Origin of the sequence: Pseudomonas sp. RGM 3321 (assembly GCF_022836805.1) — a bacterium.
In the GTDB taxonomy this organism is placed as follows: domain Bacteria; phylum Pseudomonadota; class Gammaproteobacteria; order Pseudomonadales; family Pseudomonadaceae; genus Aquipseudomonas.
The window spans coordinates 74,380-86,987 of the sequence record NZ_JALHBH010000099.1 but is presented as its reverse complement, the minus strand read 5'-3'; the positions used below and the strand labels follow the sequence as shown (position 1 = coordinate 86,987).

Below are 12,608 nucleotides of genomic sequence, written 5' to 3'. Positions count from 1 at the left end.
AGTGCGCTCAGCGAATTTCCACGCTGTAGCGGAAATGGCTGGCGTGCCCTCGTGAACGTCGCCACTCCAGAGGTTCACCGGCGTAATTGCGCGCCAGTCGTTCGATGACCACTACCGGGCTGCCGGCCGAAACCTGCAGCAACCGGCCGTACACATCGTTGACCGCTTCAGCCGTCAGGCTCTCTTGCGCATAAGCCACAACCTGACCGCAGGCCTCTTCATAGATCGGATAAAGCAACGGCCCCTGGGTATCGAGGTCCAGATCCAGCAACGCCTGGAAGCGGATCCGAGGCAGCCAGATTTCTTCAGCCAGCACCGGCTGACCATCCAGCAAGCGCAGCCGGATCATCCGAATGACCGGCGCACCGGACACCAGGCCCAGTGCCTGGCTGACCGATGAAGGCGCTGCCACAGGCTCTATCGATAAAATTCGGCTTTCCGGCACACGGCGCTCACCCGCTTCGGTCTGAAAACGGAAAAAACGGAACAGTGACGACTGAAACCGGGCACGCCGAATAAACGTGCCACGCCCCTGCTGGCGCTCCAGAACGTTGTCGCTGACCAGCAGATCAATGGCCTTGCGCACGGTGCCAGTGGACAAGCAATACTCAGCCGACAGCGCAGCTTCGGTAGGAATCGCCTCACCCGGACGCCAGCGATTATTGGCAATCTGTTCGGCCAGACTGTCGCGCAGGCGTTGATAAAGCGGAAGGCGTTCGTCGCTGGAGAGCTTGTTCATTGTTGTAGTTATCCAGTCATATATATGAATATTTGAGCGAATTATTGGCACGTCGCTGTTGGGCGTCAAGGACCGATAGTCAGGACGTCAGATCGGGGATATGAACTCAAAAGGTCCTTGGTGGTGCGGAAATAGCCTTGGTCAACGCTGACGAATACTTGCGCACGCCCGAGGCGTGGTGCCTGCCACCAGACCCGAAAGCTCAAACTGCAGCTCTTTTTCACATTCGATCATCAGCGGCGTAAGCGGCAAAAGCTGACGGCCATGAGCCTTGTCAAATCGCTTGGCGTTAGTGCAGCTCGCGACAATGTTGCCGAAATCCATAGTGCGATGCGGTGCTAGATGCTGCGCTTCAACATGTTTATTGCAGGCACTGCCTTTCTCTGTGGTGATCCTGCAGCAGCAATAGGCGCACAAGCCATGCTGCTCAGTGACACAGGCGTGGCGAATGGCATCCTTGATATCTTCACGCCCCACCAGGTCGGCGTATTTCTTTCCCTTGTTCGCTCGCTTCCATTTTTCCAGCACCGCGAGAGATCCCTTTTCAATCTTTCTCACGGCGCACTTCCAGCTTGCGAATCAGCAGCGAAGCTTTCGCCAGTTCGATGTGATCTGCAGGTAACTCGTCAGCCAACCCTGCGTAGAGAGTACGAGCTTCATCGAGCTCTCCTCTCATCAAAAAGTGCTGCAGTTTATCCAGGGCTGTTTGAATCACTTCATTTCGAATATCGGTGTCCATGATACTCGACAGCACCTGATTGGCATCAAGGCCATAAAGACTGTCCTGCTCATGTAACTCGCCATCGTCCATGACGTACACCAGCACATCCTTGCTGTCGCTGATGACCAACGGCGAATGCGTGGTCAAGAGGAACTGGCAATTGGGGAACGTTGTAGTGAGTTGGGCGATGAGACTGCGCTGCCATTTGGGATGCAAGTGCAGATCAACTTCGTCGATCAGGACGATGCCATTGCCGTGTAATGGGTTTTCCAGCACCGGGTTCATCATGGCCAGGCGTCTGGCGATGTCGCCGACGAGCGCCATCATCGATTTTTCGCCTTGGGACAGCTGGGATACGTTTAGCGTCTTGCCGTCTTTATCAATAGCCATGTGCAAGCGCGGCTTACGCTTGACACGCAGTTTTGTGAAGCCTGGCATGAACGCCTCAACCGCAGTTCTGACCGCAGTCAGCTGACGGTCACGTGAAGAGGCATGCTCCCTGGTCAGCACTTTCCAGAGCTCTGTATCAATCAAGATCTTTTGAGACAGCTCATTCAGCAACTCTGTCGAGATACCCGTTTCATTCTCGCTGTCTTCACGCTCCCGAAACCACTCGAAAAAGCGGCGAAAATCCACGCCACGCCCCAAGGCGTTGTCGTAGCCGTCGAGTTGATCAAAGGTATGTCTGGCGTGGACTTTGAGCGGTATCTCGATGACAGAGCGCTCGACGGGGTAGAAAGCCAGAAGAGGAAGAGACGTATCACTTTTTTCAGTCAACTTTGAGCGATAGCCATCTGCAAGTCTGTTGAGCTCGCTTAATACTGTGGATGAGGTGGCGTTTCGGCCTTTCCGAGTAGCGGTTATTCCCCATTCAGTTTCAAGTGGATTGATCTCGTCATCCGAAATCAACACATCCTCTATCCGAATGGTAATCGAGGATGTAGCGGCACCGTTCTGAACCATACCCTCATCGATACGACTGCCAGCACCTTTCGGTGTTCTGACTCTCGCCACCAGCCAGCTCAATGATGTAGCGACAGACTTGAGCAGCGTAGTCTTCCCCGCCCCATTATTGCCGACCAGCACGGTCACCTTCGACGCGTGTCTTTCGGTAGGCGCCAAAGCGACTTCAAGATCGCTGAAACGCCCCACATTAACGAGCCTGAAGCTTTTGATTTCCATGAAGGTCCCTGAGGGGATTGATCCAGAACACAATGCGGTCGGCATTATGGCACTCCTGCACGCTCCGTGAAGACCTCGCCATAAAACGACTTACATCAAATCATCATTCCCGGAAATATCCTGTATCAACTCGCCGCACCTACTTAATCCCCGACAAAACCGTTAGCCTGCTTGCCATCAGTCAAAAACCCGCCTGACAGATGCGCCTCGCGTGTCTGCCAGGTTTACGCTCAAGCGAGAATCTTCATGCCCCACTCGTCCCATGCGGCGCACAAAGCCGTGAGCATGACCCCGGCCATGGTCATGCTGTTTGCCTTCTGCTGCGGCGCGATTGTCGCCAACATCTACTATGCGCAGCCGATCATCGAGCTGATTGCCCCGGACATCGGGCTGTCGAGTAAGGCGGCCAGCCTGATCGTTTCGTTGACGCAGATCGGTTACGCGCTGGGCTTGTTCTTTCTGGTGCCACTGGGTGATTTGCTGGAGAACCGCAGACTGATGCTGATCACCACGGCGGTTGCGGTGCTCAGCCTGCTGGGCGCCGCGTTTGCCGAGCAGCCGAATCTGTTTCTGCTGGTGTCGCTGCTGGTGGGTTTCAGTTCGGTGTCGGTGCAGATGCTGATCCCGCTAGCGGCGCATCTGGCACCGGAAGAATCCCGCGGCAGAGTGGTGGGCGGAATCATGGGCGGGCTGTTGCTGGGGATTTTGCTGGCGCGGCCGATTGCCAGTCTGGTGGCTGACCATTTCGGCTGGCGCGCAGTGTTCGGGGCGGCGGCCGTGGTGATGATCGGCATCAGTGTGGTACTCGCAACGACCATGCCCAAACGCGTTCCGGATCATCGTGCATCCTACGGCCAGTTGCTGTTCTCGCTCTGGACGCTCTTGCGCACCCAACCGGTGCTGCGCCAGCGTGCCTTTTATCAAGCGTGCATGTTCGCAACGTTCAGTCTTTTCTGGACCGCCGTGCCTCTGGAGTTGTCACGCAATCACGGGCTGTCGCAGACCCAGATCGCGATCTTTGCCCTGATCGGCGCAATTGGTGCGATTGCGGCCCCCATCAGCGGCCGTCTGGCAGACGCCGGTTACACCCGTATCGCGTCCTTGGGCGCGCTTCTGTTCGGTGCACTGAGCTTTCTTCCGGGTCTTATTCATCCTGCCTACAGCGTGACAGGCCTGGCGGTAACGGGCGTGGTGCTGGATTTCTGCGTGCAGACCAGCATGGTGTTGGGCCAGCGCACCGTCTATGCACTGGATGCCGCGAGCCGCAGCCGGCTCAACGCGCTGTACATGACCAGTATTTTCATCGGCGGCGCGATTGGCTCGGCGGTGGCCAGTCCGTTGTTTGATCATGGTGGCTGGACCTGGGTGCTGATCGCAGGCACGGTGCTGCCACTGACCGCCTTGCTGGCGCTGCTCAGGGATCGATCCAGGCAGAATGCGTAAACGCTGCACTTTGTAACTGATTTGCAGGATAATGCCGCGGCGATGGCATGGCCCATCGCCCTTCTGGCTCTCTCTCGCACCTCAAGGCTCGCGTATCCGGCACCTCTGGATCTGCGCGATTGAACACGGATTGTACAGACGCCTCATCCCAAGGCCCCGAATCCGCCGATACTGCTTTTCAAGCGCATCGGTACGCACTTGCGCAACCCGAACAAGGCAAAACAGCAATGGACGCAGCACCACGAACAAGCAAAATTTCCGCGATTTTCGCCAAGATATCGCTAGGCATCAGCGGCATGATCGGGGCTATCTGGAGCATCTTCACTTACCTTTTCCCGGACCCGGCCGTTCTCGGCCTCAGTATTGACTTCATCAACTGGAAGACATTGGTCATTATCGTCGGCACCGGTATGGTGATAAGCGGGCTGTATATCGCAATCATGGCCAGAAAGCTTCCATCTCCGCTCAAGCTCGGCGTGTGGCTGGCGCTGTCACTGTTTCTCTGCGCGGTGTTCTTCAAACTCGGCGGCGAATACGCTAAACCTTCGGTCGATTTCGCCCGCGGTCAGACACTGTTCACCGAGAACGAAAGCGCCAACCTGTTCGGTAAACGCTCCGAGACAGTCGACAACGTGAGTATGGAGTTGCTGGGTTGTGATCAGAATGGCCAGTCGCCTACCTGCATGCTGGAGCTGACCAACAAAAGTACAGACCGCGACTTCCGTTTCCTGAACCCGATCAGCCTGTTCGAAGAAACCGGCGGCGCGCTGGGCCTTTCGCAACTGCGTGTCGGCGATGCGAAATACGACCGCTGGGACAGCTTCCAGTTGATCCGTAACGTCCCTACCCGCGTGACGCTGATCTTTGAAGCGGCCAAGGGCCGGGTCAAGCAGTCACCTGCTTTGAAGCTGACCTTCCGTGATCGCGAGAACAAGGACAACGTGCTCAAGTTCAACGAGGTCAAGGTCAATTAACTAGCAAAGAGGGTGCGTCGTCGTCTTGAGTATGACGACGCACGTATTCGCTACCGGACTGACTGCTGCAGCCAGTTGGCCAGGTCAATGACCTCGGCTTCGTTGATGCTATGCCCCAGCCCTTCATACCCATGAAATTGCGGTGTCAGGCCGAGCGACTTCAGCGTGGCTTCGGCTTGCGGGCCGCTGGCGTAGGCCACCTGGCGATCCTGTACCCCGTGACCGATGAAGACGTTCAGGCGCTTGAGGTCATCAGAGGCTTTGACCTCGGACTGCACCACCGGCAACAACCGCCCGCTCAACGCCGCAATCCCCCCTACCAGCTTCGGCTGACGCAGGGCGACTTCGTAGCTCATCATCGCGCCCTGACTGAACCCGACCAGAAACACCTTGCCCGGCTGCGTGTGGAACTTGCCGGTGGCCTGGGTGATGAATGCGCTCAGTTGCTTGCCGCTGCTCTTGAGGTCTTCAGTCACGCCATCGTAGTCAGGCACGCCCGGTTTCTGGGTGAACCACTTGTAACTGTCGGCGCGCAACTCCATTGGCGCTTGTACCGACACATAGTTGTAGTCGGCCGGAAGCTCTTCCTTGAGCCCGAACAGGTCGGCGGCATTGCTGCCGTAACCGTGGATGAAAATCACCAGAGGCTGGTCGGGCTTGTCGACATTGGTCTGCGCCAGGTAATCCAGCGGCAGATCGGTGTGCAAGGTGTCCTGCGCCTGTGCCATTGCGGTAAAGGCAAATAGCAAGACAGCGAAGATTTTCAGCATGTTCATGACCTCTGTTTGACGCTGCCCGCAAGCAGCGTCGTGAGTGGGTGCGGAAGCAGAAACTGACATAGCCTCAGTTCTGCATGCTGGTCCGCGAAACTTCCGGCTTGATCAACTGCATCTGCTGACGGTAATCATCCGTCACCTGACGCGCCTGGCTACTGCTGGTGATGACCCGAGGCGTTATCAGCACGATCAGCTCGGTACGGCCCTTGGACTTGCTGGTATTGCCGAACAACCATCTCAAGCCCGGGATGCGTCCCAGGTAAGGTACGGCGTTGACCGTCTCGGCGTTGTCCTGCTTGATCAAACCGCCCAGCAGCACGGTCTGGCCACTCTGCGCGGCCACTTGCGTGGCTACCGAGCGCGTGGAGATACGCGGGTTACCGTTGGCGTCGCTGGTACTGGAATTGGTGTCGGCGCTACTGACCTGCTGCTGAATGTCCATGTACACCAGGCCGCCCGGATTGATGCGCGGCACGACATCGAGAATCACGCCAGTCTGCACATATTCGACGCTGCTCAATGTGGTGTTGGTGGAGGTGTTGGTGTTGATCGAGGTCTGGCTGATCGGGATGTTGTCGCCGACCTGAATCTGCGCCTGCTGGTTGTTCATTACTACCAGCGACGGCGCCGACAGGACCTGGGTGCGGCCATTGGTTTCCAGCGCCCGCAAGGCGACCTGCAGGTTGTTGCTGACGAAGGAGTAGAAGAACGCGTCAGTAGCACCCAGCGCAGCCCCGCCTGTACCAATCGCACCCTGGCTGCCTGCCGTATTGGTGACGTTGCCGGTTGTGCCCGAATTCCCCGCAAGGCGTCCCAGATACCACTGCACGCCCATGTCCAGCTCACCCGTCAGCGAGACCTCCAGAATGCGCGTCTCGATTTGTACTTGCAGCGGTGGATTGTCGAGGCGCTTGATCGCCGACTCGATTTCCTTCCACTGCGCCGGACGGGTGCGCACCAGCAACTGGTTGCTGCTCTTCTGCGCAGTGATGCGCGTGCTGGCGTCCAGAGACTTGCTGTTGCCGTTCGCTGCTCCACCCTCCTGGCTGGCCGAATCCGATTCACCGCCGCTCTGATCGTCGCCCTCGGATTCACTGTCGCTACTGTTCTGGCTGTTGTTCATGCCCTGGCTGTTGCCAAAGCCGCCGCCATTGCTCATGCCACCGCCGTTGCTGCCCAGGCCGTTGGAACTGCTCATGCCGCCGACACCGCTACCGCCATTGGAGTTGAGCGATGACAAGGTGGTGGTGCGCAGCCCTGGCGCAACCTTGGCTGCCGAATCTTCCTTGATGGCACCCGACCCGTAGATCTGCCGCAGGTATTTGGCCAGGTCGGTGGCTTTCATGTTGCGCACGTCGTACACGTACATCTGCGGCTCGTTACCGCCGCCTTCATCGATGGTATGAATCCACTCGCCGACTTCGCGCAGGTATTCAGGCTGCGACGAAATCGCCACCACCGAGTTGGTCCGCTCGATAGGCAGGAAACGCACCATGCCCGCCAGCGGCATGCCGCTCTCCGGGCCGAACATTTTCTGCAGCTCGGGCATCAGCTCGCCGACCGAGGCACGTTGCAGGCCGAATACGCCGACCGACATGCCTTTGAGCCAGTCCACATCAAACGTGTCGATGGTGTCCTGATAGTTGGCCAGTTCTTCGGGCGTACCCGCCAGGCTCAGTACATTGCGCGCCGGATCAACCAGCAGGAATGCGTTTTCCCGAGCGAACGGCTTGAGCAGCTTCTGCATTTCGGTCGCAGAGATGTAGCGCAACGGAAACAGCCGCGCCGACATGCCCGGCGACGGTTGCGCCACCGGCATTTCCGGCACCAGCTTGCCGGCCACGGCCTGATTCGAGGGCAGGATCACATAACGATTGCCCTGCTTGATCATTGCGTTGTCGGTCCAGGACAGCAACGTTTCGAGAATCGATAACGCTTGCTGCTTGTTGACCGGCTTGGAGGTCGAGAAGCTCACATCGCCCTTCACACCCTGGGCAATGCTGTAATTCTCGTGCAGCAGATCGCCCATGATGCTGTTGATCACCGCCTGAATCGGCTGATTGGTGAAGTTGAAGACGATGTCACCGGTTTCGGCCGGACGCGCCGCCGGAGCAGCAGCGGGCTGGCGGATGAAACGCTGGTTGCCCCTGATGATCTGGCGCTGCGGCGAGCTCGCCGGTTGCTGTGAAGGTGGCTCGACTGGCGGTCGTTCGCTGCGCGGGTCTACCGGCGGGCGTTGTGAACCGGTTCCCTGGAGCGCTTCCTGCAGCATGCCATTGTCGGGATCGAGAGTGTCGGGCTTTGACGCGCAGCCGCCTAGGGCGACGGCGGTAGCCAGGCAAAGCAAGGGTGTGCGCAAGGTAGCGATGGCAGGAACTCCAGAAAAGGTACCCATCACAGGGTGGAATCGTTGGTTAAGGTAATCGGCGGTGTACTCGACGGTGGCGGCAGACGCAACGCGGGCAGGCGCAGCATTTGCGTACGACCATCGAGTTGAAAGGTGGCCTGGGTAGGCTCCAGGCGGTCCAGCGTCCAGCCGTTGGGCAGGCGATCGCCCTGACGGATCTTCAACGCCGGACCGCTGGCTTGTTTAATCAGTGCGACACGTAGCGAGCCGTCCATGATCACCCCGGTCAGGGTCAGCCCGGCCAGGCTGGTGGCCTGCGCGTCGGCTTTGCGAACAGCTACATCCGGGCTGCGGTCAGGACTGAACAGCGGGGTTTTCCAGGTATTGGCCAGGCTGTCCAGTGTCGCCGACGGCGCATTGTGGGTCTGCGCCTTCTGATCGATCGGGTTGCGCGGTGCCTGCTCCGGCAGCCAGTCGGGCGAGTGCGCAGCGCCGCTGAAAATCAGGGCGATCAGCCCCGCCAGCAGCGCGGCCAGAGCCAATAGCGACCACTCCATCGGGCGTAAGGAACCGATCATTGCTCACCCTCCCCGGCGCTGGCCGGTTGCAGGTAGCCGCGCACCAGCAGGTGCACCACCAGTTTGCCGGCAGCACCGCTGGCCGGAGCATTGGCATCGCGACGCATACTCATCTCGTCAATGAACAGAAACGGGCGCTGGTACTCCAGCGCATGCAGGATGGCCGTCAGCGGTTCGATGGCGCAGTTCAGGGTCAGGCTGACCTTGACCTGCCGATACGGCTCGGCGCTGTCCTGCTCTGGCGTAATCGGCATGCGCTGGGTCAGCTCGCAGCCGCCACCGGTACTGGCCTGGCTGCTGATCAGGTCGGCAATACGCTGCATCAGATCGGCGGCAACGGCACTGGGATCTTCGCCCGGCAGCAAACTTGTGCTGCTGGCCGGATCGCGGCGAGCCTGTTCCAGTTGCTCGCGCAAAGAATCGCCCTGCTGCAACAGGCCGGCGTAACGCTGCTGTTGTTCGCGCAACTGGTCGGTCTGCTCGTTGATGTCGCGCAAGGGGCCGGCGAACCAACTGTCGATCAACAGCCAGTAAGCCAGGCACAGCACCAGGGCAAGAATCATCAGGGCCGCGCCCCGCCGCTCACGGCTTGTCAGTGGACGGCGCATCGGCGTTCTCCTGATGCTGGTTCTGGTGCAAATGCGCACGCAGTGAATACTGATCCTTGCCGGTCTTGGTGTCCGGCTGGATCACGCCCTGAAACTGCGCGTTGTCCAGACTGTGGCAATCCTTGACGCGGCCGATCAGGGCACTGGCCTTGGCGCTTTGCCCGGAAAACGCGACTTCGGCGCTGTCACTGATTTCCAGGTGCTCGATCCAGGTGTCCGAAGGCAGGCAAGCGGTCAATTCGCTGAGCAGCGCCGACAACGGCGGTTGCGCAGCCTTGCGGCGGATCAGGTAATTGGCTGCGCCCAGCGTGTTGGTCAATTGCTGGCGCAGCTGTTGAATCTCACCCACCTGGGCCTTCTGCGCCTGGACGCTGGCCTGCATGTCATCGAGCAGGCTCTGCCGGTCATTCAGCCACAGCAGCATGGCGCTCAGCAGCAAACCGGCACACAGCCAGATCAGCCAGCGCTGCAAACGATGACCGGAGTGCGATTGCTGCGGGCGCAGTGGCATCGGCAACAGGTCGATGCCCATGCGCTGCCCGGCAGTATCCATGCCGGCAGTACCCATGTCAGCGACGACATCTACCGCATCGGGACGCAAACCGCGCTCGGCGCACTCGCTGAGTATCGCGTCCAGCCGCTCGCGCAATATCGCCACCAGTGTGACCTGCACAAAGCTCGCGCTGCGACTGTCCTGACGGGCCACAAAATACAACTGGCCAGCGTCGAACGGGGTGAAGCGGTCCAGCTCGTAACCGACGACGGTCGACAGATTACGCGCTGCGGCAGCCGGCAGTTGCAGGGGCTGCACCAGCACCGCCGACGCCGGCAGCAACAACACACGTCGTGCCTGAGGCGATGCATCGGGCAGCGGCTCGACCAGCGGCCAGACGTGCGCCTGCTCCAGGGTCTCGCGGCCCAGCCAGCGACGCACACGCGGCGGCAGGCAGGCGCGAAGCTCCGCGACCCACCATTGCCAACCGTGTTGCGCCGGACTGCCACGCCACTGCCGGGCGACCTGTTCGCGTAACGCGTAAACAGGCGCCAGACGTGCAGAAACTGATGAATTCATTCTTGCCAACGCAACACCCTGTAGGGCTGTGCGCCTCCCTCCGATGGGCTCAATAAAACAGTGGTTTGTAACAGGGCAATTACACCGCCCGGTCTTTCTGCGCGGCTGTCGATGGCCAGCACTTCACCTGGATCGGCCCCGACCGCGCTTTGGTTCGGCAGGTTCAAGGCCCGTCGCAGCAACGCCGAAGCGAATGCCGGGTCGGGCCGATCGAGGCCGCTCCATAATGTTATTTCCGGCAACAGCCGGGCATACAGCGCCTGACTCATGCCCGGCAGCTGGCGTACTTCCTCAACAACCCGCAACGGTGACTGACCGCCGTTGCGCTGCTCTTCCAGCACCTGGGCAATAACGCTGGCCTGATTCTTAGCCGCGCCGCAGGCCTGCAACAGCCGCGATATATCCGCCACTGGCGCGCTGTTGAGGTCCAGCTTGCCGCGCTCGCTCCTGATGCTGACGAGCAACTGCGTATCATCCATCCGTAACGACACCAGACGCCCATCGGCAATCCAGCGTTTGCGCTGCGCAGGATCAAGCAAACCCTGCACAGCCATATTCATGCCAGCTTCGGCGGCCATCAGTGCCTGAGTGTTCTGGCGCAACCAGAGTGCCTGCCGGCTTTCCAGTTGCACCCACCCGGCCAGCCCGCCAAGCAGCAGGCTCAACAGCGCGAGCACCCAAAGCACCACCAGCAGCGCAACACCACGCTGCTGTCGACTGGCTATATTCATTCGCCGCCCGCCCCACCGGACAGGTCCAGACGCAAAGCGACTACTTCGGGGACCCACTTCACCGCCCCGCTGGTCTTCAGATCGATCCTTACAGCACCGGGCAAACGATTCGGCCAGGGCCATTTGGCCATCCAGCCTGTCGGCTTGCCCTTGGGGGTCAGCCCGCGATAACTGAACGTCAGTGACTCGACGTTTTGCAACAACACCTGAGGCTCACCCCACGGTTTCAAGGCAATGCCGTTTGCACCAGACTGGACCTGAGCAAAAGACACTTGCAAAGACCGATGGCCTTGCGGCCCTCCAAGTTCCAGGCTGTGCACCTGTATGCCACCGCCCAGCTCACCGGGCAGCGTGGCGACAAAGCGCAACTGCTGCGCCGAGCCTTCAAAAAAACCGCTGTTGACGTCATCTTCGGCAGACGTATCCAGCGGCAGGGCCTGACCGATCGAGCTACGCAGAAACGCCTGCGCGGCGCGGACTTCGTCCAGGTTCACGGTGTAACGTTCAGCCTTGAGCACCGCACGGTTGGCGCCCAGCAGCGCCCCTGCAACCAACACCAGCAGCACGCCCAACAGACTGATCACCAACAGTACTTCCAGCAGCGTGAAACCACGCTGGGTGCGGGTCATGATCCGGCCCCGCTGACAGCGCCGCGCAGTTTAAGCGTACTGAACTGCGCCTTGCGCTGGTGCTCGCTGAGCATCAGGTCGAGGCGAAACATCCGCGCCTCACCATTGGCACCCGACAGTTGACGGATGTCCAGGGTCCAGTCGATGCCTGCGAGCGTTCCCTGACGCGTACCGTTTTCCAGCGGGCCGGCACTTTCCTGATCCATAATTGTGCGTGCTGCATGGCTGATCCGGTCACTGCGCGACACCTGTTGCAGAGAGCGGGCGCTCTGCCCGAACGCAACCAGCAGAACGCCGCTGCACACTGCCATAACGGTCAATGCAGCAAGCATCTCCAGCAGGGTGAACCCCGACTGCGATGTTTTCATTAAAGCGACCGTACCTGAACGCTACCGGTCAGCCAGCCAATATCAATACGCCAGCGCCGGTCGCCGTCGGCGACAACCACGTTGCCGCCACTGGAACCGCCATCCGGGTAGAACTCCACGGACGAGCCGAGATCCGACGCGGTCTGCATGGTCACATGAAGATTTTCAGGCCAGTGCACCTCACGCTTGCCGGGTGCCTTGAGCGTCGCCTTGCGCAGATTGAACTCAGTGCGTGCAGGCTGACCGGTGACAATCGCGCGCACTCTGGTTGCCCTGAGCGCCTCGACCATGTCGCCGACCGCGCGTCGCTCACTGGCGGTACTCAAACCCTGTTGCAGACCGAAACCCACCAGACCGACGGCAATGCTCATCAACACCAGCACTACCAGCATTTCCATGAGGGTAAAACCCCGGCTTGCGACAGGCGTTCTCATGCCGAA

The 12,608-nt window shown here is 59.7% G+C and carries 13 protein-coding genes and 1 pseudogene; 2 read left to right on the top strand and 12 right to left on the bottom strand.

The genetic code is table 11. The features are described 5' to 3' along the window. Positions 1-7 precede the first annotated feature (7 nt). From RGM3321_RS07855 to RGM3321_RS07845, 3 genes and pseudogenes are all read right to left on the bottom strand, one after another. The gene (locus RGM3321_RS07855; protein WP_244392424.1) at positions 8-739 is read right to left on the bottom strand and encodes a GntR family transcriptional regulator; all 732 of its coding nucleotides are present in this window, start codon (positions 737-739) and stop codon (positions 8-10) included. A gap of 165 nt (positions 740-904) precedes the next feature. Beyond that, a pseudogene (locus tag RGM3321_RS07850) lies at positions 905-1,297 on the bottom strand (TIGR02646 family protein); the annotation flags it as partial. Then, entirely contained in the window at positions 1,284-2,642 is a 1,359-nt protein-coding gene (locus tag RGM3321_RS07845) for an AAA family ATPase (protein WP_244392455.1), read from the bottom strand. The pseudogene RGM3321_RS07850 and the gene RGM3321_RS07845, both read right to left, overlap by 14 nt. A 246-nt stretch (positions 2,643-2,888) precedes the next feature. Between RGM3321_RS07845 and RGM3321_RS07840 the strand changes: the two genes are divergently transcribed. Both RGM3321_RS07840 and RGM3321_RS07835 read left to right on the top strand, forming a co-directional pair. Continuing rightward, positions 2,889-4,085, top strand: coding sequence for an MFS transporter (locus RGM3321_RS07840; protein WP_244392422.1), 1,197 nt, complete (start codon positions 2,889-2,891; stop codon positions 4,083-4,085). Positions 4,086-4,312: 227 nt separating this feature from the next. Continuing rightward, entirely contained in the window at positions 4,313-5,059 is a 747-nt protein-coding gene (locus tag RGM3321_RS07835) for a hypothetical protein (RefSeq protein WP_244392420.1), read from the top strand. Between the two features lie 50 nt (positions 5,060-5,109). Here RGM3321_RS07835 and RGM3321_RS07830 read toward each other — a convergent pair whose 3' ends face one another. From RGM3321_RS07830 to RGM3321_RS07790, 9 genes are all read right to left on the bottom strand, one after another. Continuing rightward, positions 5,110-5,829: a dienelactone hydrolase family protein gene (locus RGM3321_RS07830; protein WP_244392418.1), complete on the bottom strand. Its 720-nt coding sequence runs from the start codon at positions 5,827-5,829 to the stop codon at positions 5,110-5,112. 73 nt (positions 5,830-5,902) lie between these two features. Beyond that, positions 5,903-8,230, bottom strand: a complete 2,328-nt coding sequence (gspD, locus tag RGM3321_RS07825) for a type II secretion system secretin GspD (RefSeq protein WP_244392416.1) — start codon at positions 8,228-8,230, stop codon at positions 5,903-5,905. Then, positions 8,230-8,760, bottom strand: a complete 531-nt coding sequence (locus RGM3321_RS07820) for a type II secretion system protein N (RefSeq protein WP_244392414.1) — start codon at positions 8,758-8,760, stop codon at positions 8,230-8,232. The genes gspD and RGM3321_RS07820 overlap by 1 nt, the downstream gene beginning before the upstream one ends. Continuing rightward, positions 8,757-9,368: a type II secretion system protein GspM gene (gspM, locus tag RGM3321_RS07815; RefSeq protein ID WP_003343405.1), complete on the bottom strand. Its 612-nt coding sequence runs from the start codon at positions 9,366-9,368 to the stop codon at positions 8,757-8,759. Before gspM ends, RGM3321_RS07820 begins: the two co-directional genes overlap by 4 nt. Beyond that, positions 9,343-10,440: a type II secretion system protein GspL gene (locus RGM3321_RS07810; RefSeq protein ID WP_244392412.1), complete on the bottom strand. Its 1,098-nt coding sequence runs from the start codon at positions 10,438-10,440 to the stop codon at positions 9,343-9,345. Before RGM3321_RS07810 ends, gspM begins: the two co-directional genes overlap by 26 nt. After that, entirely contained in the window at positions 10,437-11,171 is a 735-nt protein-coding gene (locus tag RGM3321_RS07805) for a general secretion pathway protein GspK (RefSeq protein WP_244392409.1), read from the bottom strand. The genes RGM3321_RS07810 and RGM3321_RS07805 overlap by 4 nt, the downstream gene beginning before the upstream one ends. Continuing rightward, positions 11,168-11,800, bottom strand: a complete 633-nt coding sequence (locus tag RGM3321_RS07800) for a prepilin-type N-terminal cleavage/methylation domain-containing protein (RefSeq protein ID WP_244392407.1) — start codon at positions 11,798-11,800, stop codon at positions 11,168-11,170. The genes RGM3321_RS07805 and RGM3321_RS07800 overlap by 4 nt, the downstream gene beginning before the upstream one ends. After that, positions 11,797-12,168, bottom strand: a complete 372-nt coding sequence (locus RGM3321_RS07795; RefSeq protein ID WP_002553961.1) for a type II secretion system protein — start codon at positions 12,166-12,168, stop codon at positions 11,797-11,799. The genes RGM3321_RS07800 and RGM3321_RS07795 overlap by 4 nt, the downstream gene beginning before the upstream one ends. Next, positions 12,168-12,602, bottom strand: coding sequence for a prepilin-type N-terminal cleavage/methylation domain-containing protein (locus RGM3321_RS07790; protein ID WP_279613934.1), 435 nt, complete (start codon positions 12,600-12,602; stop codon positions 12,168-12,170). Before RGM3321_RS07790 ends, RGM3321_RS07795 begins: the two co-directional genes overlap by 1 nt. Positions 12,603-12,608: the final 6 nt, after the last annotated feature.